The following is a 21,496-nucleotide window of genomic DNA, read 5'->3' on the forward strand; positions in this document are numbered from 1 at the left end:
ACGCTATGATTTTTCCGGACCTCAAAGGTTTGCCCCTGCACCGGGTACTGATCCGCACGGTGAATGAGTTCATCGCGGACGAGATGTCCACCTACGCCTCGGCACTGGCCTACCAGATGCTGTTCTCGCTGTTCCCCTTCATTCTGTTCCTGATCGCCCTGATCGGTTTCCTCCATCTGCCGGACTTCTTCACCTGGCTGCGCCTGCAGTCGGAGCTGGTGCTGCCCCACGAGGCCCTGGAGCAGGTCAACCCGGTCATCGATCAATTGCAGCAGTCCAAGGGTGGCCTGCTGTCCATCGGTATCGTCATCGCCCTGTGGACCGCTTCGGCGGGTGTACGCCTGATGATGAGCGCGATGAACGCCGCCTACGACGTGGTCGAGGGGCGGCCGATCTGGAAGCGCTTCCCGCTGTCGGTGTTCTACACCGTGGGCATTGCCGGCATGCTTCTGGCCGCCGCGGCGCTGATGGTGCTGGGGCCGCAGGTGATGGCCTGGCTGGCGGGGCAGGTGGGCCTGGAGGACTTCATCGTCACCCTGTGGACCATCCTGCGCTGGCCGGTGATCGTGCTGCTGATGATGGTGGCCGTGGCCCTGATGTACTACGTGATGCCCGATGTGCAGCAGAAGTTCCGCTTCATCACCCCGGGCTCGGTGCTGGCGGTGGTGGTATGGATCGTCGCTTCCCTGGGTTTTGCCTACTACGTGAAGACGTTCGCTAACTACAACGCCATGTATGGCAGTATCGGTGCGATCATCGTGCTGTTGCTGTACTTCTATATCTCCGCCGCAGTGCTGTTGCTGGGAGCGGAGATGAACGCGGTGATCGAACACATGTCGGCCGAAGGCAAGGACCCTGGCGAAAAGGACTTTGACCAGCACGACGAAAAACAACACGTTTCGGGACTGGGCCGGGACCACTCGCTCAAGCCGACCACTGACGAAGCCTGATCATGATCCGTGAAATCCTCAAGATGGGCGATGAGCGCCTGCTGCGCATCGCCCCGCCGGTACCGCCGGAAATGTTCGACAGCCCCGAGCTCTGGGAACTGATCGACGATATGTTCCAGACCATGGAAAGCGTGGGTGGCGTCGGCCTGGCGGCGCCGCAGATCGGTGTCGACCTGCAACTGGTGATCTTCGGCTTCGAGCACAGCGAACGTTATCCGGAAGCCGAAGCTGTGCCGCAAACCATCCTCATCAATCCGCTGATCACGCCCTTGAGCCCGGTGCTGGAAGAGGGCTGGGAAGGTTGTCTCTCGGTTCCCGGCCTGCGCGGCGCGGTGCAGCGCTACCAGCACATCCGCTACGAAGGCTTCGACCCCAGGGGCGAGCCCATTGTGCGCGTGGCCTCGGGTTTCCACGCCCGGGTGGTGCAGCATGAGTGCGATCACCTGATCGGCCGGCTGTACCCCTCGCGGATCAGCGATTTCAGCAAGTTCGGCTTCACCGAAGTGCTGTTTCCCGACCTCGACCCCAACGCCGACGAATAAGCCCCGGCCCGCCCGGTGTCAGGGCCTCGACCCAGGCCGGTCGATGGCCATGGCCAGCAACGGTTTGCTGCGCTGGTAGCGGGCCAGCCGTTCGTTCAAGGCGTGTGGCAGGCAGGTCGTGCTGCAGAAGCCCATCGACCGGTACAGGGCCTGCAGGTCCGGATGGCAGAACAGCCAGACCGGGCCTTCGACGCTTTGCACGGCCTGCCCCACCAGCTGGCTGGCCAGCCCCTGGCCGCGACTGGTCGGGGCGACGAACAGGCCCGTCAGCCAATAGCCTTCAGCTGTCGGGCTCAGGCTCATGCCAGCGATGATTTCACTGCTTCTGGCAACCCAGAGCTGGCCCTCGAAAGCGGCGCGCATGGATGACCGGTGCTGGCGATAGAACTTGTTCAGCAAGGGCCGTTCAACCTCGGCAAGCAGGTTGATCTGGAGGTCGGGCATGAGGTTTCCGGATTTGGCAACAGGGGCCGGCGGATTATAAAAGAACCCTGGCCGACTATAGGTGCTATACCTGAAGCCTTTCCCGCATCAGTGGAGTGAACGTCATGTCCAAAGGTATGAACGCCAAGAAAAATGCCAAGAAAAAGCCGGCAAAGAGCGCAGACGAGAAACGCGCCGAGAAAAAGGCCAAGAAGACCGAAGTGAATATCTTCGGCCACTGATCACTTTGACGAAGCCCGCCCCGCGGGCTTCGTGCTCTCTCCCCTCAGGCCAGTTCCAGCGCCAGGGCATCGCGTACCGCCGGTCGCTGTTCGACCCGAGCCTGGAACCGCGACAGCGCCGGCCAGTTCGCCAGGTTGATGGCGAACAATGCCGTCCAGCGCAGGACGGTGAACAGGTAGGCATCGGCGATCCCGAACTGCGCGCCTTGCAGGTAGTCCTGGTGTTCCAGCGTCTGCTCGAGCAAGGCCAGGCGCTTGAACAACTTCTGCTTGAACACCTCTTTCACCCCATCATCGAACCCCGGATTGAACAGCCAGCCCATGATCCCGTGCACTTCGCTGGTGATGAAGTTCAGGGTTTCCTGCAGGCGCACCCGCTCCCAGCTGCCATTGGCCGCGGCCAGGCCGGACTCGGGCTTGAGGTCGGCGAGGTATTGCAGGATGGCCGGGCCTTCAGTGAGGACCTGGCCATCGTCCAGTTGCAGCGCGGCTACGTAGCCCTTGGGGTTGATGGCGAGGAAGTCCCGGCCGTCGGCGGTGCGCTTGCTGCGGTTGTCGACGCGGATGGCCTCGAACGGCAATTGCAGCTCGCGCAGCACGATATGGGAGGCCAGGGAGCAGGCTTGTGGGGCGTAGTAGAGTTTCATCGGCAGGTCTCTGGTGAACGTGCGAGCCAGTGTCGTGTAAGGCGGCAACATGGGTAAAATTAATCTTTCAGAACACTGCCATAAGGACAGCTACTGCCATGATGAACCTGATGCACTGGCGCCTGCTGGTGGCGATTGCCGAGTGCGCCACCATCACCCGGGCCGCCGAGCAGGTGGGCATGACCCAGTCCGGGGCCAGCCAGGCCCTGGCCCAGATGGAGGACATGCTCGGGGTGCAGCTGTTTGTCCGCGAGAGCCGCCAGGCGCTGCCCACGGCGATCGGTTTGCAGGTGCTGGCCCAGGCGCGGGTGATGCTCGAGGCCCTGGCCGAGGTCCGCCGGCAGGTGGACGCGGCGCGGGGCATTCCTCAAGGCAGTGTGCGACTGGCGGGCTTTCCCATGGTCCTGGCGACTTTCCTGCCGCCGTTGCTGCGGCGTTTCAAGCAGCTGTATCCGGGCATCGAGGTGGTGCAGCTGGAGGTCAGTGATGATGAGGTCGAAACGCTGCTAGAGGCGCAACTGGTGGACCTTGGGGTCGTGCTCAACCCGGCCCCCGAGCGCCGCTCTTGGTTGCTGGGGCGTGATTCGTGGGTCGCGGTGCTACCTGAAGATCACCCCTGGCAGGCCTCGACCATCGACCTTGAAACCTTGCTGGCGCAGCCCTTTGTCCTGGCCACCGGGGGCTGTTCGGTGAATGCCCGCAGCCTGGCCGCCGAGGCCGGGATCCCCCTGGCCGACGTCCGGGTGGAGGTGCGGGAATGGAACAGTGCCTTCAGCCTGGTGCGCGAGCGGCTGGGAGTGACTCTGGTGCCGCAGAGTACGTTACCGGTGCAGCGCGAAGGGTTGCGGGTGCTGGAGCTGAGCACAGGAGTGGAGCGGGAGTTCGCCCTGGTAGCGGCGCCGGGGCGGGAGTCGAGTGTGCTGGTCCAGGCGTTTCTGTCGACCCTCGAAGAGTTTTAGTGCGGGAGCTTCCCGGGCTTTGCCACAGGCTCTGTTTATGTCTTGTTTGTTACTTGTCGCGAATGCACTTCAATACCTCGAAAGTTGTGAAAACAGACTGACTAGTGGCCTTGCATAGAGACTGCGGCTGTCTATGCTCAATTGTGAAAATTCGTATCTGTTGGCCTATGAGTATCCGTCCCGCGCGGCCTGCGCCGTTGTAACCGGTATGCGTGCGACCTTCATCCAGGGCGCAGTATTGAATCCATGAATAAAGGCGAGAGTGCGCAGTTAGAGGCACCGCAGTATCAGGAGTGTCGATTTAGATGGAGTTTCTTAACTTTGTTAGGTCAGGCCCGGAAATGGGGCATCAAGTAAAGGATGGCTTGATAAGAGCGTTGCAACATGGACTCTCCGATTAAACATCATTTATCACCTGACACTTCCTCTCTCATATGGAGGGAGGCGCTTGCCCTGTTTTATAGATCGTTGTGGTGGATCAGTTGAAAGACTAGAAACTTCCGTCAATCAAAAGACAGCGTTGAAGGTGATACAACCATGTTTAACCTACATCACAAGGCTGACCTGCTGGAAATCGAACGATTCAACTGTGCGCTGAGCGAGGCCAACGCCAAGTTGGCGGCGATCAGTCGTTCCATGGCGATGATCGAGTTCTCGCCCGATGGCATCGTGCTGGATGCCAATGAAAACTTCTGCCAGGTCATGGGCTACTCCGCAGAAGACATACGTGGCAAGCATCACCGGATTTTCTGTGAGGAAGACTTCTATCGCAGCGAGGAGTACACCAAGCTGTGGCGCGACCTGGGGCGTGGCGAACCGGTCAGCGGGACTTTTTTGCGCCTGGACAAGCGTGGCCGGGAGATCTGGCTCGAAGCCAGCTACATGCCGGTGTTCGATGCCGATCGTCAGGTGCGCAGTGTGATCAAGGTGGCGTCGGACATCTCCGAACGCATCCATGTCGAACATGAGAACCAGAGCCTGCTGAACGCTATCGGCCGTTCCATGGCCATCATCGAGTTCAGCCCGGACGGCAGGATCATCACCGCCAACGACAATTTCCTGAAGACCATGCAGTACACCCTGAATGAAATCGTTGGCCAGCATCACAGCATGTTCTGCCACCGTTCCGAGGCTGAATCCCCGGAGTACAAGCAATTCTGGGCTTCGTTGAACCGTGGCGAGTTTCACTCCCATCGTTTCGAGCGGGAAAACAAGTATGGGCAGACGGTGTTTCTCGAAGCCTCCTACAACCCGCTGTTCGATACCAAGGGCCGTCTGTACAAGGTGGTGAAGATCGCCAGCGACATCACCGATCAGATGACCACCTTGCGCTCCGCCGCCGAGTCCGCCCACAGCACCTCGGTGCAGAACGACGCCTGTGCGCAGAAGGGCTCGGAGGTGGTGCAGCAGACCGTGGAAATCATTCAGCAGATTTCCCATGACCTCAATGAAGCGGCCCACAGCATCGATGCGGTGAGCAAGCAGTCGGACATCATCGGCAGCATCGTCCAGACCATCCGCGGGATCGCCGACCAGACCAACCTGCTGGCCCTCAACGCGGCCATCGAGGCCGCCCGTGCCGGTGAGCACGGGCGCGGTTTCGCCGTGGTCGCGGACGAGGTGCGCAGCCTGGCGGCGCGCACCAGCCAGGCGACGGTGGAAATCGTCGAGGTGGTGCGCAAGAACCACGACCTGTCGACGAGCGCGGTGACCAGCATGCAGTCGAGCCTGAGCCGCACCGGGCTCGGGGTCGAACTGGCGAATGAGGCGGGAGAGGTGATCCTGGAGATCCAGCAGGGCTCGCGGCACGTGGTGGATGCCATCAGCCAGTTCAACTCGACCCTGCAGTTGCAGTAACCGGTTTTCGCCGGGCACAAAAAAGGGTTCCCATGGGGAACCCTTTTGCGTCCAGCGGGGTTACAGCGCCGCGAGGAACTTCTCGTCCACCGGTTTGGCGCTGTCCTTGGCGTCTTTCTCTTCCTTGGCCAGTTGCATCTTGTCCTGCAGGCGCTGGGCAATTTCCTGGTTGATCGCCAGTTGGCGCTCTGGCGGCAGGTTCTTCAGGTCTTCCTCGGTCAGCCCCATGTCCTTGAGGATGCTGTCGCGCAGGCGCTGTTCCGGGGTCTTGCTCATGTAGTCCTTGAACTCGCTCAGCGCGCCGGTTTCCGTCGCGCTGGTAGCCTGCGCGGCACTGGCGGTCGGTGGCGTGGCCTGGAGCAGCACGCGGGTCTTGGCGAAGGCGGCGTTGACGTTGTCGTCCACGCTGTTGGCCTGCTGGCTGGAGGACTGGGACGCCGGGTAGGTCACGGAGTTCTGGGCCTGTTGCAGCATGCCGCTGTACAGCGCGCTGGCGGCTGCGGTAGTCGGGTCCATATCGGTGCGCGAGGTGGGCTGCACCGAAACGGATTTCTGGGCGTTGACCAACATGATCGGGAACCTGTGTAAGAGAACTAGGCTGAGGTTTTAGCAAGTTCCATGCCGATTGATACGCCCTTGTATATCAAGGGCTTGGCTCAAGACGCCGGTCGTGGCTGCCAGCAAGCGGACAAGTCTTGCCGCTTTCAGGCAACCGCTGCCGGCGCCGTCTTCATGCGTGGGCAATGTCTTCCAGGGCCAGGTTGCGGGTGCGCGGCCCGAAGCGGCCGATGGTCAGGATCACGATCAGCATGCTGCTGACGATAAAGGCCAGGACCCCGGGCGTGCCGAAATGCTCGAGGAAAAAGCCCACCAGCAAACTGCTGAACACCGTCGACAAGCGGCTGAACGAGTAACAGAAGCCCACCGCCCGGGCGCGAATGTTGGTGGGGAACAATTCGCTCTGGTAGGAGTGGTAGCTGAAGCTCAGCCAGGCATTGCAGAAGGTGATCATCACCCCGCAGACAATCAGCCCCAGGGCGCTGCTCTGCAGGGCGAACAAGGTGCCGAAGGTCATGGCGCCCAGGGCCGAGCCGACGATCTGCCACTTGTTCTCGAAGCGGTTGGCGAAACGCACGAACAGCAGCGGCCCCAGGGGGTAGGCCAGGGTGATGATGAAGGCGTACAGCAGGCTGTGGGTGACGCTCACGCCCTGGCCCGACAGCAGCGCCGGCAGCCAGTTGCCGAAACCGAAGAAGCCGATGGCCTGGAACACGTGAAACACGATCAGCATCAGGGCCCGGCGGCGGTAGGGCGGTTGCCAGATATCGGCGAAGCGCCCACGGCCCTGGATATCCACGGCCTGGGGTTCGGGCTCATCCAGCGGCTTGGCGTAGTCCCGGGCGCAGCGGGTCTCGAGGCCTTGCAGGATCCGGTCGGCTTCGTCGAAGCGCCCGTGCTGGGCGAGCCAGCGTGGTGACTCCGGCAAGCGTGAGCGCAACCACCAGATGAACAGGGCGAACACCGCACTGGCCAGCACCACCCAGCGCCAGCCGGAGATCCCCCAGGGCGCCTGGGGCACCAGCCACCAGGACATCAGCGCCACTGCCGGCACCGACAGGAACTGCACGAAAAAGGCAAAGGCGAAGGCCGAGCTGCGCATGCGCTTGGGCACCAGTTCGCTGAGGTAGGCGTCGATGGTCACCAGTTCGATACCCAGGCCGATGCCCACCAGGAATCGCATGCAGATGATCCCCAACGCCGTGCTCTGCAGCCCCATCAGCACCGTGGCCAGGGTGTACCAGATCAGGGCGAAGGTGAAGATCGCCCGGCGTCCGAAGCGGTCGGCTATCGGGCTCAGCAGGCTGGCGCCGAGGAACAGGCCGAGAAAGGTCGCCGAGGCGAAGGCCGCCTGGTCGGAAAAACCGAACACCCCCTGGTTGCCGCTGGCGAAGATCCCGTCGCGGATCAGCCCCGGGCTGATGTAGGCGGTCTGGAACAGGTCGTACAGCTCGAAAAAACCGCCAATGGACAGCAGCGCCACCAGGCGCCAGATCGTGGCCACGGCAGGCAGGCGGTCGATGCGCGCGCTGATGCCGGCGGCGCGTTGAGGGTCGAGGTCGCTGGTGAGCGGGGCAGAGGCGGGCATGCAGGGAATTCCACAGGACACAGAGCGGAAATCTTAGCCTGCTAACGGAAACCAAGGATTGTGAATCCACGTGCGTAAACCGGAGGATGCGCTGATTTATTGTCGTATTTCGTTACATCTGCCGGATTTATAGCGCAACGCCGGGCACCCGCGCGTGACGGCGGGTGCCCGGTGGTGGCTCAGTAGGTGATGGGAATGCCGAAATCTTCCTGGAAGGCATCGTCCACCGGTTCGTAGCCCAGCACCCGGGTGGTTTCGCTGAGGTCCAGGCGCTTGAAGCGATTGTTGGAAATGCCGTGGCCGATCAGCAGTTGCACCCCCGGGGTTTCCACTGCCCGTTGCAACAACTGCACTGCATCCCGTGGGCTGAGCCAGGCGCTCAGGTCGCGGGTGGTGGTCAGTTCGTGGTGTTTCGGGTCTTCGAACGCACCAATGCGCAGGGCAATGCAGGACAGCCCGCGCTTGGCGGCATAGAAGGCGCATAGCGCCTCGCCGTAGCACTTGCTCACGCCATACAGGTTGGCTGGCATCACCGGCATGCCCGGGGTGATCTGCCGGTCCACCGGGTAGCCCTCGATGGTCTGGGCGCTGCTGGCAAATACCAGGCGCCGGCAACCGGCCTGTACCGCGGCCTCGAACAGGTAGGTGGTGGCGAGGATGTTGTTCGGCAGCAACTCGTCGAAGCTGGCGCTGGCATGGGGAATGCCGGCCAGGTGCACGATGACGTCGATCCCCGGGAGCAGGCGGCCGATGGCTTGCGGGTCGTCGAGGTCCAGGCGCACGAAGCGGTGTGGCGCGGGGATTTCGAAGTCCGGCTCTACCCGGTCGGTGAGGGTGAAGCGGTGGCGCTCCTGGGAGCCCTGAAAAAACACCTTGCCGATCCTGCCGCAAGCGCCGGTCAGTAGTACGTTAAGTCCGTTCATTTCGAATCTCCGATGGGCCAGAGGAGGGATGGCCAGCTCAGGCGATGCCATTGCGCCCGTGCAGCATGAAGCCCGGGTGCAGGCTGAGGCGTTCGTAGTAGGCGGCCACGGCGGGGTAGGCCGGGTGCTCCATGGGGGTCATCTTCCAGCGATTCACCGAGAGGCCAAGAACGATATCCGCAAGGCTGAAATCCTCGCCCAGAACATAGGCGCCCGAGCGCTCGAGCTGGCGTTCGAGGATTTGCATCTTGGCATTCCAGGCCAGCAGGCTGGCGCCGATGCGCTGGCTGTCCTGGTAATCCGCATGCTGGCGCACCAGGCCCATGAAGGCATAGCTCCAGGACGGGTTCAGCTCGGTGACCTGCCAGTCCATCCACTGTTCAACCAGGGCCCGGGCGCGCGGGGCGGTGGGCAGCAGGCCGCAGCCGGGGTGCAGGTTGGCCAGGTAGCGGCAGATGCTGTTGGATTCCCACAGGACCCCGGCGTCGTCGATCAGCACCGGCACCTGGGCATTGGGGTTGAGGGCGAGAAACTCGGGGGTATGGGTGGACTGAAAGCCACTACCCCAGTCTTCCTGCTGGTAGGAAAGCCCAAGCTCCTCACAGGTCCACAAGACTTTCCTGACATTGATGGACGAGGCTTTACCGAGAATTCTGCAGCGGGTTCCCATGACGCTTCCTTGTTCGTGGTACTGGATGGCCATGGGAATCTAACAGCGTGGTGTCGTCTCGGCGACGATCAATTTGCCGATACGGGTATCTCAGGCCGGATCGGGGAGGGCCGAGGCCGGCAAGCCGAAAACCCGGTCGAACAGCCAGTTGAAGGCAAAGGTGTAGCAGGGGATGAACAGGATCAGCGCCAGGTCCAGGAGAAAGGCCTGCACCAGGCTGATCGCCATCCACCAGGCGATCAGCGGGATCAGGAACACGATCAGGGTCAACTGGAAACCCACGGCATGGGCAATGCGCCGCTTGACCGTACGGGTGCGCGATGGCTGGCGGCTTTCCCAGCGCTCGAACAGGGTGGTGTAGATGAAGTTCCAGGTCACCGCGATGCTGGTGATGACCACCGCCAGCGGCCCGGTGCTGCTGGGCGAGGTGCCGGACAGCAGGGCCAGGCCCAGGGCCGAGAAGGTCATGCCGAACACTTCGAATAAAGAGACATAGACCAGTTTGCGTTTCACGCCTTGCATGCGGGTTCCTCGATTTTGAATGGGAATGGCCAGCCTGAGGGTGGCGCAGGGCGCGGAAGATAGCTTCAATCAAGGTGACAGAAAAAGTCGGAAGCTTTCAGTTTTCCTGATAGGTTGTTTCTCATGAACTTCTCCAGCGACAGCATCCAGTTGTTTCTCGCCGTGCTCGATCGCGGCTCCTTTTCTGCGGCGGCGCGTTCTTTGGGCAAGGTGCCTTCGGCCGTGAGCATGGGCATCGCCAACCTCGAGGCGGAGTTGGGGTATGCGCTGTTCGATCGCAGCCACCGCGAGCCGCTGCCCACGCCGCTGGCCTTGTCCCTGGCGCCCCATGCGCGGCTGATTGCCGACCAGCTCAAGCAATTGCAGGTGCATGCCGTCGAGCTGTCCCTGGGCCTAGAGAGCAAGCTGTCGATCGCGGTGGTGGATGACATCGACAAGCAACGGGTACTGGCCGCCATCAAGCTGATTGCCGAGCGTTATCCGCTGCTGGAAGTCGAGCTGCTCAGTGCTCCCCAGGATGACGTGCTGCACCTTTTGCACAGTGGCCGGGTCAGCGTCGGCGTGGCCTTTGCCGGGTTGAGCGTGAATGCCCTGGAGTATTTCCAGTACCTGGGCTGCGAGCGGATGATTGCCTGCATTTGCGCCGGGCACCCTGTGTTCCAGGCCAGTGACGGTTCGCTGTACCTGGAAGAGCTGATCAAGGTCCGTCAGGTGGTGGTGGCCAGCCGCGACCTGCCCCTGAGTGATACCCGGCCCCTGGTGGGCGAGTCGCTGTGGCGCACCGACAGCCTGGCGATGGCCCTGCACATGGTGGAGGCGGGGATCGGCTGGGGCAATTTCCCGTTGTCGGTGATCCAGCCGTTGCTGGCGGCGGGGCGCTTGCAACGGTTGCATTTCAAGAACATCGACAACGGCCTGGTGTTGCCGGTGCACGCGGTGTGGTTGAAGAACCAGCCTTTGCAGAAGGGGGCCCTGGCCCTGGTGCAATTGCTCAGCGGCGAGGACCCGGCGCTGGGGGCCGTGGCCCCGCCTGCCTGAGTGCCTACGCCAGGGCTTGCCGGCGCAGCCAGTGCAGCAGTTTTCCGCTGGCCGAATCTGGGTCTATGGCCTGGGGGGAAAGCAGGTAATAAGCGCTGCCATCGGCGACAAAGCCGAAGGGCGCACACAGCAGCCCGCCCTCCAGGTCGTCACGCACCAGTTGCCAGGGGGCAATGGCCAGACCCAGCCCGGCCACGGCCGCTTGCAGGCTGAAGTAGAAGTGCTCGAAGACCTGCTCCGGTGGCGTCGGGGCAACCGGTTGTTGCTGCAATTGCAGCCACTGTTGCCAGGCGTGCGGCCGGGTGGCGCTGTGCAGGCGCGGGGCCTGCGCCGCCAGTTGCGCCAGCCCGGCCGTTGCCGGGGTCCAGTCGGCCTGGCGCTCAGGGCGGCATACCGGGCCTATGGCTTCGTCGAATAGCCATTGGGCCTGGGTGTCGCGGCTCCAGGCAAAGTCGTTGCGGCGGATCGCCAGGTCGATACCGGCACCGAACGAGAAGGGCCCGCCGCCGGCCAGCAGCTGGATCGGCACTTGCGGGTGCTCGGCATAGAACCCCGGCATGCGCGGAATCAGCCAGCGCATCAGCAGGGTCGGCTCGCAGGACAGCACCAGCGGTGCTGCGGGAGCCGGGGCTCGCAGGCGGCTGGCGGTGCTCTCGATCAGGTCCAGGGCCTGGGTCACGCTGTGCAGCAGTTCGGCTCCGGCGGCGGTGAGAAAGACCCGCTGGCTGCGGCGCTCAAAGAGAGGGGTGCCGAGGTCCTCTTCCAGGGCGCGCACCGCACGGCTGATGGCGCCGTGGGTCAGGTGCAGGGTGGCGCCGGCCTGGGTGAAGCTTTCCAGGCGTGCAGCGGCTTCGAAGCAGCGCAAGGCGCTCAGCGGGGGCAGGCGCCGTCGCGAGAGTTGTGAGTTTTTATCACCAGGAATGTCAGTTTTCATCGTTATCGGCCTGGGTCATGGTCCCAATACAGTAGCGCCTGATTCTATAGCCTAGGCGTATTCAACGTGACCGAACTGTTACTCGTAATCACCATTACCATTCTTGCTGTACTCAGCCCCGGGGCCGACTTTGCCCTGGTAACCCGCAACAGCCTGCTGCTTTCGCGCCGCCACGGCGTGTTCACGGCCCTGGGCATCGGGCTCGGGGTCATGGTGCATATCGGCTACAGCTTGCTGGGGGTGGGGGTGCTGTTGCAGCAGTCGCTGCTGTGGTTTACCGGCTTGAAGATCGCGGGTGCGCTGTACCTGATCTACCTGGGCATCAAGCTGTTGCGCAGCCCTGAGCAACGTCCGGGGGAAGAACCGGCAGAGGGGGCTCGGATGTCGACCTGGGGCGCCTTGCGCAGTGGCTTTCTGACCAATGCCCTGAACCCCAAGACGATGATTTTCGTTCTCAGTCTGTTCATGCAGGTGATTCAGCCGGGCACGGCCTTGCCGGTGCAGATCGGCTACGGCGCGATCATCGTCCTGGCCCACGTGCTGTGGTTCGTGCTGGTGGCGCTGTTTTTCTCGGCACCGGCGATTGCCGGCCGGCTACTGGCCTACAAACGCCGGATCGATCAGTTGTTCGGCGCGGTGCTGGTGGGCTTCGGCCTGTTGCTCAGTGTCCTGAGCGTCAGGCCCTGAGGCGTTTCAGGTGCTTTCCCGAACCCGCAGTTCAAAGCCCATGTCCACCACCGGCTCGGCCACGCTGTTGCCGGCCAGCAGGGTCAGCATCTGTTCGGCGGCGCGGCGGCCAATGGCTTCGCGCGGAGTGCTGATGCTGCTCAGGCGCGGCACCATGTGTTCGGAGGAGGGCAGGTCGTTGAAGCCCAGCACCGCCACCTGCTCGGGCACCTTGATCCCGCAGCGCATGGCTTCCAGCAGCGCGCCCTGGGCCAGGTCGTCGTTGCCGAAGAAGATCGCGTCCACCTGGGGCTGGCTCTGCATCAGCTGCAGGAACAGCTCGGCCCCCAGGCCGACGGACGAGGGCCGTGGGGTCAGCAGTTCCAGGTCGGGGTTGTACAGCCCGGCCTGCTGCAGGGCACGGCGGAAACCTTCGCCGCGCAGCAGGGTGCGCTGGTCCAGTTGCGCACCGACGTAGGCCAGGTGCTTGCGCCCGCGGGAAATCAGATGCTGGGCCGCCGTTTCGCCGGCGTTCAATTGCGAGAAGCCCACGCAGTTGAGCCCGGCGCCGGAGTCCAGGTCCATCATGTAGACGCAGGGAATGTTGTTCGCCTCGATCATCCGTCGGGCGCTTTCGGTGCGGTCGAAACCGGTCAGCAGCAGCCCCCGGGGCTGGTAGGTCATGTAGTTGCGCAGCAGGTTTTCTTCTTCGTCCCGAGAATAGTGGCAGTTGCCGATCAGCACTTCGAAGCCTTTGGGGCGCAGTACCTGGTGGATGGCTTCCAGGGTTTCGATGAACAGCAGGTTGGACAGCGACGGCACCAGCACCACCACCGACTGGCTCTGCGCCGAAGCCAGGGCGCGGGCGGCGGAGTTGACCACGTAGTTCAGTTCCTGCGCGGCCTTCTGCACCTTTTCCACCAGTTCGGTGGCCACGCTGCTGACGCCGCGCAGGGCCCGGGAGGCGGTAATCGGGCTGACTCCGGCCAGGCGGGCGACTTCATTGAGGGTGGGACGGCCCGTGGTACGGGTGTTTTTATCGTTTTTATGAGTGGTCATCAGACGGCTTGCCAAACAAAATTCAAGTCTCTAAGGTAGCGCTGTCCTGAAACAGCTGCAATGCGTGAGCGAGGTGTGCCTGACCCTCGCTCTTTGGTTTGGCGGACTATATACGCGGCAACCCACAAAAATGACAAGAAGGCGTCGGCAGACACTGTTTTTGTACTAGATTTTTTATTTGCGAAGGTAGCGCTGTCTGCGCGCTGAGGTGTTTCATGAGTCAACCCATCACCGCCCTGGTCATCATGGGTGTTGCCGGCTGCGGCAAGTCCAGTGTCAGTCAGGCCCTGTGCCAGCGCAGCGGCGCCATGGCCATTGAAGGCGATACCTTCCACCCGGCGGCGAACATCGCCAAGATGAGTGCCGGCATTCCCCTCGACGACGAAGACCGTGCCGGCTGGCTCGACAGCCTGTGCGATGAGTTGCGTCGTGCCCTGGCCGCCGGCCAGCACCCGGTACTGACCTGCTCGGCGCTCAAGCGCAAGTACCGCGAGCGCCTGCGCGCCGCCACGCCCGGCCTGGGCTTTGTCTTTCTCGAACTGACTCCGGCAGTCGCCGCCGACCGTGTGGCGCACCGGCCAGGGCATTTCATGCCTTCGACCCTGATCGACAGTCAGTTCGCCACTCTCGAATCCCCGGTGGGGGAGCCGCTCACCCTGGCCCTGGATGCCAGCACCCTGAGCGTCCAGCGCCTGGCCGAACTGGCCAACCAATGGTGGCTGGAGCATGGCCTGGAACCTTCACATTAAGTGCTGGCTCGAAAAAGGTAGCGCTATCCCACTCGGCCCTTGTTTTTAACGCTTTAATAAAAACAACAAACCGGAGGCAATCCCATGTTTGGCATGTCCCAAGAGACCTATCTGCTGGTTGATGCAGTGGTCACTATCATCGGGCTGATCGTGTTGATCACCCGATTCAAGCTGCACCCCTTCATCGCTCTGATCATCGCCGCGGGTTTCCTCGGCCTGACGTCGGGCATGCCGGTGGACAAGATCATCAAGGCGTTCCAGGACGGCTTTGGTGGCGTGCTCGGTTTTGTCGGCATCATCCTGGCCCTGGGTACGATGCTCGGCAAGATGATGGCCGAGTCCGGTGGCGCCGATCAGATCGCCCAGACCCTGATCCGCTCGTTCGGCAAGGAGCGGGTGCAGTGGGCGATGATGTTCGCCGCCTTCCTGGTGGGCATCCCGCTGTTCTTCGAGATCGGCTTCGTGCTGCTGATTCCGCTGGTGTTCATCGTTGCCCGGCGTACCGGGGTGTCGCTGATCAAGATCGGCATTCCGCTGCTGGCCGGCCTGTCGGCGGTGCACGGTCTGGTGCCGCCGCACCCGGGGCCGCTGCTGGCCATCGGCGTGTTCGGCGCCGACATCGGCAAGACCATCCTGTATGGGCTGATCGTGGCGCTGCCCACGGCGATCATCGCCGGGCCGATCTACGGCACTTTCATTGCCAAGTACATTCCCGGTAATCCGTCCCAGGAACTGGTGGACCAACTGGCCCGCGAGCCCCAGGCCGCCCAGTTGCCCAGCTTCAGCGTGACCCTGGTGACCGTGCTGTTGCCGGTGTTCCTGATGCTGCTCAAGACCTTCGCCGACGTGGCGCTGCCGGACGGACACTTCTTCCGCATCTGGATGGACATGATCGGCCACCCGATCACCGCCTTGCTGCTGGCGCTGCTGCTGTCGCTGTACACCTTCGGCTACAAGCAGGGCATCGGTTCCAAGCAGATTCTCAAACTGTTGGATGCCAGCCTGGCGCCGACCGCGGCGATCATCCTGATCATCGGTGCCGGTGGCGGCTTCAAGCAGATGCTGGTGACCAGCGGCGTGGGTGACGTGATCGGCCATATGGCGGTCAATGCGCAGATCTCGCCGATCCTCCTGGCGTGGCTGGTGGCGGCGGTGATCCGTATCGCCACCGGTTCGGCCACCGTGGCCACCATCACCGGTGCCGGCATCGTGGTGCCGGTGGTGGGGATGATCCCAGGGGTCAACCGCGAGCTGCTGGTGCTGGCCACCGGCGCCGGCTCGCTGATCCTATCCCACGTCAACGACGCCGGGTTCTGGCTGGTCAAGCAGTACTTCAACATGACCGTGGCCGAGACGTTCAAGACCTGGACGGCGATGGAAACCATCCTTTCGGTGGTGGGCCTGATCTTTATCCTGCTGCTGTCGTTGGTGGTTTAAGAGCACCGCCTGTAGGAGCGGGCTTGCCCGCGAAACACCGATAGCACGGCCACAAAAAAACCGCATCGCTGCGGTTTTTTTGTGGCTCAAGCCATCTCAGCTTTTCGGTGCCAGCCCGTCAGCGCGGAACATGCCGCGGATGCCGCGCACTGCCTGGCGAATCCGGTCCTGGTTTTCGATCAGGGCGAAGCGCACGTGATCGTCGCCGTATTCACCAAAACCCACCCCCGGCGAGACACAGACCTTGGCCTCGGCCAGCAGCTTCTTGGCGAACTCCAGGGAGCCCAGGTGCGCGTAGGCCTCGGGAATCTTGGCCCAGACATACATTGAGGCCTTGGGATTCTCCACCATCCAGCCCAGCTCATGCAGGCCCTTGACCAGCACGTTGCGCCGCTGCCGGTACTGTTCGGCAATGTCGCGCACGCATTGCTGGTCGCCTTCCAGGGCGGCAATCGCCGCCACCTGCAACGGGGTGAAGGTGCCGTAGTCGTGGTAGCTCTTGATCCGCGCCAGAGCGCTGACCAGTTCCGGGTTGCCCACCATGAAGCCGATGCGCCAGCCGGCCATGTTGTAGCTCTTGGACAGGGTGAAGAACTCCACCGCGATGTCCTTGGCGCCCGGCACCTGCATGATCGACGGGGCTTTCCAGCCGTCGTAGACGATATCGGCGTAGGCCAGGTCATGGATCACCAGCACGTCGTACTGCTTGGCCAGGGCGATCACCCGTTCGAAGAAGTCCAGCTCCACGCACTGGGCGGTGGGGTTGGACGGGAAGCCGAGGATCATCATCTTCGGCTTGGGGATCGAACCGCGGATGGCCCGCTCCAGCTCGGCGAAGAAATCCACCCCGGGCACCAGCGGCACCGAGCGCACCTGGGCGCCGGCGATGACCGCGCCGTAGATGTGGATCGGGTAGCTGGGGTTGGGCACCAGCACCGTGTCGCCCTGGTCCAGGGTGGCCAGCATCAGGTGCGCCAGGCCTTCCTTGGATCCGATGGTGACGATGGCTTCGCTTTCCGGGTCGATATCGACCTCGTAGCGGTCCTTGTACCAGCGGGAAATCGCCCGGCGCAGCCGCGGAATGCCCTTGGAGGTGGAGTAGCCGTGGGTGTCTTCGCGCTGGGCGACGGTGACCAGTTTCTCGACGATATGCGGCGGGGTAGGGCCGTCGGGGTTACCCATGCTCAAGTCGATGATGTCTTCGCCGCGCCGACGCGCAGCCATCTTCAGCTCGGCAGTGATATTGAAAACATAGGGGGGAAGACGATCGATGCGCGCAAAGCGGCGCGGCGAACCTTGTTCGGCCATTGTTGCCTCGAAAAGACGTAAGCGCCCGGAACCGTCCGAGCGACGTTGGCCACTGCGGTGGCCTGCGGGGCAGACGATACGGGCGCCGCCGCCGGCTTGTCCAGAGGCGCGGAAAATTATTTTTGGTGCGCCGGGCGGATTTGCGAGGGTGCAGGATTTGCCGCTATAACGTGCACGCTTCTTGCCTGCAGGGGCTGTGAGCTGCCTCAGCCGGCCCGGCTTTTCCGGGCTCCTCGCACCTCGCCCCTCTTCGAACAACAGCAGCACACGGGATGAATGATGGAGTTTACCAGCGGCTTCTTGTTGAGCCTTTCGCTGTGCCTGGACATCGGCGTGGCCAATATCGCGATGATTACCCTGGCCATGCAACGGGGTTATTTCCAGGGCTTCTGCCTGGGCCTGGGGACCTGTGTCGGCGACCTGATCTATGCGCTGCTGGCCCTGGCCGGGATGACCGTGCTGCTGCAATACCAAAGCGTGCGCTGGGTGCTGTGGATCGGCGGTTCGGCCCTGCTGGTGTACTTCGCGGCGAAGATGATCTACGCCGCCCTCCATCACAGCGCGGTGCTGGCCACCGCCGGGGAGGCGGACCAGGGCTCGCCGCGCCGGGAGTTTTTCCGCGGGATCTTCCTGGCCATGTCGTCCCCCAGTGCGATCCTCTGGTTCGCTGCCGTGGGCGGCACCCTGATTGCCCGATCCGGGGGCGGTGGGATTGCCGATTCGGGATTGTTCCTGGCCGGCTTTTTCTGTGCCGGGCTGGTCTGGACCCTGGGCCTGTGCCTGGCCGCGACCCAGGGCGGCAAGCTGCTGGGGGACAAGCTGTTGCGCTATTCCTACCTGGCATCTGCGGCGATCTTCTGCTATTTCGCGGTGTATGTGATTCTATCCGGCTACCAGGAGTTCATCCTTGGTACGGGCGCGGCAGACCTTCCGGCGCTCTGATCCTGGCCTTGGCTATTGGCTTCTATACTTCGTGCCGAACCCATCTTTTCTGCGGCAGGAGTGGCATTCATGGATGAGCAAGAACAGGGCAGAGGCCCAGAACCGCGCTTCGAAAGGGAGCGTTTTTTGCTGATCGCCGGCCTCGGCGAACGATTCACTCCTGCCACTCGCCAGGACATCGGCCTGCTGTGGCAGCGCTTTGTGCCGCACATCGGCAAGGTGCCGGGGCAGGTCGACCGCAAGACCTATGGCATCTGCTGCAACCCCGACGGCCAGGGCGGCTTCGAGTACATCGCCGGGGTCGAGATCAGCAAGCTCGACGATCTGCCCGAGCGCTATCGCTGGATCGAGGTGCAGCCGCAGCACTATGCGGTGTTCGAGCATGGCGGCGCCTTGCAGGACTTGCCCCGGACCTGCGACTACATCTGGAACACCTGGCTGCCCCAGTCGGGTCGAGAGGCCGCCGATGCCCCGGAATTCGAGCGCTACAGCGCCGACTTCAACCCCCAGGCCGGCACCGGGGTACTGGAAATCTGGCTGCCCCTGAAAAGTGAATGACCCCCTCGGGGGCGCTGGCCCGTCCCCGATTCTCCCGCCCCACACCGCCGCAATCTTTACGCCGTCTTAATGCCGCCCCCGGCAATCAGTGCCCGACCTTGATGCGCCCTCACCTAACCTGCGTGGCGCAGAGGAGAGCGGTGGACGAGGCGTTCCCGACTCCCTGCCGGCGCCCGTCGCGGGTGCCCTGACCGGCCGTGCCCGGGTTGCGCTTTGCGCTCCCGGCACCGCCTTTGAGCATTAAGGGGAGAGCTGCCTTGCTGACACTGCCATTCATCTACGGCGCCAGTGGTTTGTGCGCCGTGCTGCTGTTTGCCTACCTGGGTTATGCGCTGATCCGTGCCGAGAAATTCTGATGACCGCACGCAGCAACTGCCACCCACTTTCATTCGCCCGTCCGGGCAACTACCAGAAAGGAAACCAGCCATGTTCGACCTGATCTTCGTGGGCCTGACCCTGGGGTTCTTTGTGTTGACGGCCCTGGTCATCGTCGCCATGGGCAAGATTTGAACGGAGCATCGACATGTTGAGTACTGTGCTGGAATACGCGGTGATCCTCGGCCTGATGACCGGGCTGGCCGCGCTGATGGGCCAATGGCTGGCCCGGGTCTTCAGCGGCCGTGGCCACGCCTTGCCGGAGCGTGCCACCTACCGCCTGCTGGGGATCGACCCGGCTGAAACCATGGGCTGGGCCCGCTATGGCTCGGCCCTGCTGCTGTCCAATGCGGCGATGATGCTGCTGGGCTACCTGCTGCTGCGCCTGCAAGGCAGCACGCCGCTCAACCCCCTGGGGCTGGCGGCGCAGACCCCGGACCTGGCGTTCAACACCGCCGCGTCCTTTATCACCAACACCAACTGGCAGGCGTACTCAGGTGAAAGCAGCCTGTCGAACTTCAGCCAGATGGCAGTGATCACCTTCCTGATGTTCGTCGGCGCCACCGCCGGCGTGGTGGCGGCAGCCGGTTTCATTCGTGGGCTGAGCCGTTCCAGCTCGGCGGACCTGGGCAACTACTGGGTGGATTTCACCCGAACCCTGTACCGAGTGATGCTGCCTTTGTGCCTGATCATGGCCCTGGTCTATGTCTGGCAGGGCATGCCTCAGACCCTCAACTCCCAGGCCCTGGCCACCACCTTGGAAGGCGCCCAGCAGCAACTGATCGTTGGCGCCGTGGCCAGTTTCGAGTCCATCAAGCACATCGGCACCAACGGTGGCGGCTTTTTCAGCATGAACGCCGCCCACCCGTTCGAGAATCCGACGCCGCTGACCAACGTCCTGCACATCCTCAGCATGTTGCTGATCCCTTCGGCGCTGACCTACGCCTTCGGCAGCATGCTGCTGCGTCGGCGTCAGGGCTGGGTGTTCTTCGGCACTTTCCTGGTGATGTTCATCGGCTTCCTGGCGATTGTCTTCACCGCGGAGCAGGGCGGTAACCCGCTGCTGACCCAGGCCGGTGCCGACCAGCAGATGTCGGAGACCCAGAGCGGCGGCAACATGGAAGGCAAGGAGCTGCGCTTCGGCATTGCCGACACCGCGCTGTTCGTCACCACCACCACCGGCGCCACCACCGGTTCGGTGAATGCCATGCACGACTCGCTGACCCCCATGGGCGGCTTCGTGCCCCTGGCGCAGATGATGCTCAACTGTGTGTTCGGCGGCGACGGCGTGGGCTTTATCAACCTGATCCAGTACGCCCTGCTGACGGTGTTCCTGGTGGGCATGATGATCGGCCGCAGCCCTGAGTTCCTCGGCAAGAAGATCGAGGCCCGGGAGATCAAACTGGTGATGCTCTCGGTGCTCGCGCACCCGATCTGCATCCTCGGTTTCACCGCCCTGGCGGCACTGTGGCCGGGCACTCTCAACAGCCTCAACAATCTGGGCCCCCATGGCTTCAGCGAGGTGCTCTATGCCTACGCCTCGGGCACCGCCAACAACGGTTCGGCGTTTGCCGGCCTGAACGCCAATACACCGTTCTTCAACACCACCATTGGCCTGGCGATGCTCATGGGGCGCTTCTTCACCATGCTGCCGATGCTGGCCGTGGCCGGTTCCCTGGCGGCGAAAAAGAACATCCCGGCCGGTGCCGGCACCATTCCCACCGCCACGCCGCTGTTCATGTTGCTGGTGGTGTTCGTGGTGCTGGTGGTCGGTGGCCTGACTTTCCTGCCGGCCCTCGCGCTCGGCCCGCTGGTGGAGCAACTGCAGTTGCTCGCCGGCCAGACCTACAAGTAAGGGGTTGTGATGACTACGCAAATGCAAACCCAGGGCGCCACCGCGCTGTTGTTCAAGGGCCTGTTGCGCCCGGTGCTGGTGTCGGCGGTGTTCTTCATGCTGCTCACCGGGCTGGCCTATCCGCTGGTTACCACGGGGTTGGCCAACCTGCTGTTTCCGTTCCAGGCCCAGGGCAGCCTGGTGCAGCGTGATGGCCGGGTCGTGGGCTCGGCGCTGATCGGCCAGGCGTTCGACCGCCCGGAGTATTTCCAGGGCCGCCCGAGCATGACCCTGGGCAGCGATCCGCTGGACCCGAGCAAGAGTGTGCCCCAGCCCTACAACGCCGGGGCCAGCGGCGCCAGCAACCTGGGCCCCACCAGCCAGAAGCTGGTGGACAGCGTGGCCGTGCGGGTCAGCGCCTATCGCCAGCTCAATGGCCTGGCGGCAGACATGCCGGTGCCAGTGGACGCAGTGACCGCCTCGGCCTCCGGCCTGGACCCGCACATCTCCCTGGCCAACGCCCGGCTGCAACTGAACCGGGTGGCCCGCCAGCGGCAAATGGCCGCCGTGGACGTGCTGATGCTGCTGCAGGCGCACAGCGAAAGCCGCACCTTCGGCCTGCTGGGCGAGCCCCGGGTCAATGTGCTGCAACTCAACCTGGCGCTGGATGCCCAAGCGCCCCTGCATTCCTCGCCCGTTGCGGCCAGTGAGTAAG

23 protein-coding genes and 2 pseudogenes are annotated in these 21,496 nt (G+C 63.1%); 15 read left to right on the top strand and 10 right to left on the bottom strand.

The window, feature by feature from the left end; genetic code table 11:
• Positions 1 to 5: 5 nt before the first annotated feature.
• Together M2395_RS20725 and def are read left to right on the top strand one after the other, a co-directional pair.
• Complete coding sequence (locus M2395_RS20725; protein WP_015636729.1) at positions 6 to 950, top strand: YihY/virulence factor BrkB family protein; 945 nt, start codon at positions 6 to 8, stop codon at positions 948 to 950.
• 2 nt (positions 951 to 952) lie between these two features.
• Positions 953 to 1,492 (top strand): peptide deformylase, encoded by a 540-nt coding sequence (gene def, locus M2395_RS20730; RefSeq protein WP_011062848.1) that lies wholly within the window; start codon positions 953 to 955, stop codon positions 1,490 to 1,492.
• 18 nt (positions 1,493 to 1,510) lie between these two features.
• Here the strand turns inward: def and M2395_RS20735 are convergent, their stop codons facing one another.
• Together M2395_RS20735 and gstA are read right to left on the bottom strand one after the other, a co-directional pair.
• The gene (locus M2395_RS20735; protein ID WP_077934657.1) at positions 1,511 to 1,936 is read right to left on the bottom strand and encodes a GNAT family N-acetyltransferase; all 426 of its coding nucleotides are present in this window, start codon (positions 1,934 to 1,936) and stop codon (positions 1,511 to 1,513) included.
• 265 nt (positions 1,937 to 2,201) lie between these two features.
• Entirely contained in the window at positions 2,202 to 2,804 is a 603-nt protein-coding gene (gstA, locus tag M2395_RS20740; RefSeq protein WP_077934656.1) for a glutathione transferase GstA, read from the bottom strand.
• 98 nt (positions 2,805 to 2,902) lie between these two features.
• Here gstA and M2395_RS20745 point away from each other — a divergent pair, with 98 nt between their 5' ends.
• The 3 genes and pseudogenes from M2395_RS20745 to M2395_RS31915 form a co-directional block, all read left to right on the top strand.
• Positions 2,903 to 3,763, top strand: coding sequence for a LysR family transcriptional regulator (locus M2395_RS20745; RefSeq protein ID WP_041774414.1), 861 nt, complete (start codon positions 2,903 to 2,905; stop codon positions 3,761 to 3,763).
• A gap of 537 nt (positions 3,764 to 4,300) precedes the next feature.
• Positions 4,301 to 5,074 (top strand): annotated as a pseudogene (locus tag M2395_RS31910) (PAS domain-containing protein); the annotation flags it as partial.
• 126 nt (positions 5,075 to 5,200) lie between these two features.
• Positions 5,201 to 5,620 (top strand): annotated as a pseudogene (locus tag M2395_RS31915) (methyl-accepting chemotaxis protein); the annotation flags it as partial.
• 60 nt (positions 5,621 to 5,680) lie between these two features.
• Here M2395_RS31915 and M2395_RS20760 read toward each other — a convergent pair.
• The 5 genes from M2395_RS20760 to M2395_RS20780 form a co-directional block, all read right to left on the bottom strand.
• Positions 5,681 to 6,190: a hypothetical protein gene (locus M2395_RS20760; RefSeq protein WP_011062843.1), complete on the bottom strand. Its 510-nt coding sequence runs from the start codon at positions 6,188 to 6,190 to the stop codon at positions 5,681 to 5,683.
• A gap of 160 nt (positions 6,191 to 6,350) precedes the next feature.
• Positions 6,351 to 7,766 carry an MFS transporter gene (locus tag M2395_RS20765; RefSeq protein WP_019093580.1) on the bottom strand — a complete coding sequence of 472 codons (1,416 nt, stop codon included), beginning with the start codon at positions 7,764 to 7,766 and terminating at the stop codon, positions 6,351 to 6,353.
• Between the two features lie 179 nt (positions 7,767 to 7,945).
• Positions 7,946 to 8,689 carry an NAD(P)-dependent oxidoreductase gene (locus tag M2395_RS20770; protein WP_015636722.1) on the bottom strand — a complete coding sequence of 248 codons (744 nt, stop codon included), beginning with the start codon at positions 8,687 to 8,689 and terminating at the stop codon, positions 7,946 to 7,948.
• A gap of 37 nt (positions 8,690 to 8,726) precedes the next feature.
• Entirely contained in the window at positions 8,727 to 9,359 is a 633-nt protein-coding gene (locus M2395_RS20775) for a glutathione S-transferase family protein (RefSeq protein WP_123431339.1), read from the bottom strand.
• A 90-nt stretch (positions 9,360 to 9,449) separates the two neighbouring features.
• Positions 9,450 to 9,881, bottom strand: coding sequence for a PACE efflux transporter (locus M2395_RS20780; protein WP_015636721.1), 432 nt, complete (start codon positions 9,879 to 9,881; stop codon positions 9,450 to 9,452).
• 123 nt (positions 9,882 to 10,004) lie between these two features.
• Between M2395_RS20780 and M2395_RS20785 the strand changes: the two genes are divergently transcribed.
• Positions 10,005 to 10,919 carry a LysR family transcriptional regulator gene (locus tag M2395_RS20785; protein WP_011062838.1) on the top strand — a complete coding sequence of 305 codons (915 nt, stop codon included), beginning with the start codon at positions 10,005 to 10,007 and terminating at the stop codon, positions 10,917 to 10,919.
• Positions 10,920 to 10,923: 4 nt separating this feature from the next.
• On the opposite strand, the gene M2395_RS20790 is transcribed toward M2395_RS20785, so the two are convergent.
• Positions 10,924 to 11,853 carry a LysR family transcriptional regulator gene (locus M2395_RS20790; RefSeq protein WP_123431338.1) on the bottom strand — a complete coding sequence of 310 codons (930 nt, stop codon included), beginning with the start codon at positions 11,851 to 11,853 and terminating at the stop codon, positions 10,924 to 10,926.
• A gap of 66 nt (positions 11,854 to 11,919) precedes the next feature.
• Here M2395_RS20790 and M2395_RS20795 point away from each other — a divergent pair, with 66 nt between their 5' ends.
• Positions 11,920 to 12,540 (top strand): LysE family transporter, encoded by a 621-nt coding sequence (locus tag M2395_RS20795; protein ID WP_011062836.1) that lies wholly within the window; start codon positions 11,920 to 11,922, stop codon positions 12,538 to 12,540.
• Between the two features lie 6 nt (positions 12,541 to 12,546).
• On the opposite strand, the gene M2395_RS20800 is transcribed toward M2395_RS20795, so the two are convergent.
• Positions 12,547 to 13,578: a LacI family DNA-binding transcriptional regulator gene (locus M2395_RS20800; RefSeq protein WP_011062835.1), complete on the bottom strand. Its 1,032-nt coding sequence runs from the start codon at positions 13,576 to 13,578 to the stop codon at positions 12,547 to 12,549.
• Between the two features lie 215 nt (positions 13,579 to 13,793).
• Here M2395_RS20800 and M2395_RS20805 point away from each other — a divergent pair, with 215 nt between their 5' ends.
• Both M2395_RS20805 and M2395_RS20810 read left to right on the top strand, forming a co-directional pair.
• On the top strand, positions 13,794 to 14,327 hold the full coding sequence (locus tag M2395_RS20805; protein ID WP_011062834.1) for a gluconokinase: 534 nt from the start codon (positions 13,794 to 13,796) through the stop codon (positions 14,325 to 14,327).
• An 84-nt stretch (positions 14,328 to 14,411) separates the two neighbouring features.
• The gene (locus M2395_RS20810; RefSeq protein ID WP_011062833.1) at positions 14,412 to 15,764 is read left to right on the top strand and encodes a GntP family permease; all 1,353 of its coding nucleotides are present in this window, start codon (positions 14,412 to 14,414) and stop codon (positions 15,762 to 15,764) included.
• A 96-nt stretch (positions 15,765 to 15,860) separates the two neighbouring features.
• Here M2395_RS20810 and alaC read toward each other — a convergent pair whose 3' ends face one another.
• Positions 15,861 to 17,072 carry an alanine transaminase gene (alaC, locus tag M2395_RS20815; RefSeq protein ID WP_011062832.1) on the bottom strand — a complete coding sequence of 404 codons (1,212 nt, stop codon included), beginning with the start codon at positions 17,070 to 17,072 and terminating at the stop codon, positions 15,861 to 15,863.
• A 279-nt stretch (positions 17,073 to 17,351) separates the two neighbouring features.
• Between alaC and M2395_RS20820 the strand changes: the two genes are divergently transcribed.
• The 6 genes from M2395_RS20820 (at position 17,352) to kdpC (ending at position 21,495) form a co-directional block, all read left to right on the top strand.
• Positions 17,352 to 18,014, top strand: coding sequence for a LysE family translocator (locus tag M2395_RS20820; RefSeq protein ID WP_011062831.1), 663 nt, complete (start codon positions 17,352 to 17,354; stop codon positions 18,012 to 18,014).
• Positions 18,015 to 18,083: 69 nt separating this feature from the next.
• Complete coding sequence (locus tag M2395_RS20825; RefSeq protein WP_123431337.1) at positions 18,084 to 18,572, top strand: GyrI-like domain-containing protein; 489 nt, start codon at positions 18,084 to 18,086, stop codon at positions 18,570 to 18,572.
• A 257-nt stretch (positions 18,573 to 18,829) separates the two neighbouring features.
• Positions 18,830 to 18,928 carry a K(+)-transporting ATPase subunit F gene (kdpF, locus tag M2395_RS20830; RefSeq protein ID WP_019093583.1) on the top strand — a complete coding sequence of 33 codons (99 nt, stop codon included), beginning with the start codon at positions 18,830 to 18,832 and terminating at the stop codon, positions 18,926 to 18,928.
• On the top strand, positions 18,912 to 19,082 hold the full coding sequence (locus M2395_RS20835) for a hypothetical protein (RefSeq protein WP_169892051.1): 171 nt from the start codon (positions 18,912 to 18,914) through the stop codon (positions 19,080 to 19,082). The genes kdpF and M2395_RS20835 overlap by 17 nt, the downstream gene beginning before the upstream one ends.
• A gap of 13 nt (positions 19,083 to 19,095) precedes the next feature.
• Positions 19,096 to 20,802, top strand: coding sequence for a potassium-transporting ATPase subunit KdpA (kdpA, locus tag M2395_RS20840; protein WP_123431336.1), 1,707 nt, complete (start codon positions 19,096 to 19,098; stop codon positions 20,800 to 20,802).
• Between the two features lie 9 nt (positions 20,803 to 20,811).
• Positions 20,812 to 21,495: a potassium-transporting ATPase subunit KdpC gene (gene kdpC / locus M2395_RS20845; RefSeq protein WP_123431335.1), complete on the top strand. Its 684-nt coding sequence runs from the start codon at positions 20,812 to 20,814 to the stop codon at positions 21,493 to 21,495.
• The last annotated feature ends 1 nt before the right edge of the window (position 21,496 follow it).

The sequence above is a fragment of the Pseudomonas sp. BIGb0176 genome (genome assembly GCF_024810175.1).
GTDB lineage: Bacteria > Pseudomonadota > Gammaproteobacteria > Pseudomonadales > Pseudomonadaceae > Aquipseudomonas > Aquipseudomonas protegens.

What these genes read in the sequence shown, in the direction of transcription:
- M2395_RS20735 (WP_077934657.1), bottom strand. Translation starts at nt 1,936, where the DNA reads ATGCCCGACCTCCAGATCAACCTGCTTGCCGAGGTTGAACGGCCCTTG.
- M2395_RS20780 (WP_015636721.1), bottom strand. Translation starts at nt 9,881, where the DNA reads ATGCAAGGCGTGAAACGCAAACTGGTCTATGTCTCTTTATTCGAAGTG.
- def (WP_011062848.1), top strand. Translation starts at nt 953, where the DNA reads ATGATCCGTGAAATCCTCAAGATGGGCGATGAGCGCCTGCTGCGCATC.
- M2395_RS20805 (WP_011062834.1), top strand. Translation starts at nt 13,794, where the DNA reads ATGAGTCAACCCATCACCGCCCTGGTCATCATGGGTGTTGCCGGCTGC.
- M2395_RS20725 (WP_015636729.1), top strand. Translation starts at nt 6, where the DNA reads ATGATTTTTCCGGACCTCAAAGGTTTGCCCCTGCACCGGGTACTGATC.
- M2395_RS20825 (WP_123431337.1), top strand. Translation starts at nt 18,084, where the DNA reads ATGGATGAGCAAGAACAGGGCAGAGGCCCAGAACCGCGCTTCGAAAGG.
- M2395_RS20790 (WP_123431338.1), bottom strand. Translation starts at nt 11,853, where the DNA reads ATGAAAACTGACATTCCTGGTGATAAAAACTCACAACTCTCGCGACGG.
- M2395_RS20820 (WP_011062831.1), top strand. Translation starts at nt 17,352, where the DNA reads ATGGAGTTTACCAGCGGCTTCTTGTTGAGCCTTTCGCTGTGCCTGGAC.
- kdpC (WP_123431335.1), top strand. Translation starts at nt 20,812, where the DNA reads ATGACTACGCAAATGCAAACCCAGGGCGCCACCGCGCTGTTGTTCAAG.
- kdpA (WP_123431336.1), top strand. Translation starts at nt 19,096, where the DNA reads ATGTTGAGTACTGTGCTGGAATACGCGGTGATCCTCGGCCTGATGACC.
- M2395_RS20770 (WP_015636722.1), bottom strand. Translation starts at nt 8,689, where the DNA reads ATGAACGGACTTAACGTACTACTGACCGGCGCTTGCGGCAGGATCGGC.
- M2395_RS20800 (WP_011062835.1), bottom strand. Translation starts at nt 13,578, where the DNA reads ATGACCACTCATAAAAACGATAAAAACACCCGTACCACGGGCCGTCCC.
- alaC (WP_011062832.1), bottom strand. Translation starts at nt 17,072, where the DNA reads ATGGCCGAACAAGGTTCGCCGCGCCGCTTTGCGCGCATCGATCGTCTT.
- M2395_RS20810 (WP_011062833.1), top strand. Translation starts at nt 14,412, where the DNA reads ATGTTTGGCATGTCCCAAGAGACCTATCTGCTGGTTGATGCAGTGGTC.
- M2395_RS20765 (WP_019093580.1), bottom strand. Translation starts at nt 7,766, where the DNA reads ATGCCCGCCTCTGCCCCGCTCACCAGCGACCTCGACCCTCAACGCGCC.
- M2395_RS20775 (WP_123431339.1), bottom strand. Translation starts at nt 9,359, where the DNA reads ATGGGAACCCGCTGCAGAATTCTCGGTAAAGCCTCGTCCATCAATGTC.
- M2395_RS20760 (WP_011062843.1), bottom strand. Translation starts at nt 6,190, where the DNA reads ATGTTGGTCAACGCCCAGAAATCCGTTTCGGTGCAGCCCACCTCGCGC.
- gstA (WP_077934656.1), bottom strand. Translation starts at nt 2,804, where the DNA reads ATGAAACTCTACTACGCCCCACAAGCCTGCTCCCTGGCCTCCCATATC.
- M2395_RS20785 (WP_011062838.1), top strand. Translation starts at nt 10,005, where the DNA reads ATGAACTTCTCCAGCGACAGCATCCAGTTGTTTCTCGCCGTGCTCGAT.
- M2395_RS20745 (WP_041774414.1), top strand. Translation starts at nt 2,903, where the DNA reads ATGATGAACCTGATGCACTGGCGCCTGCTGGTGGCGATTGCCGAGTGC.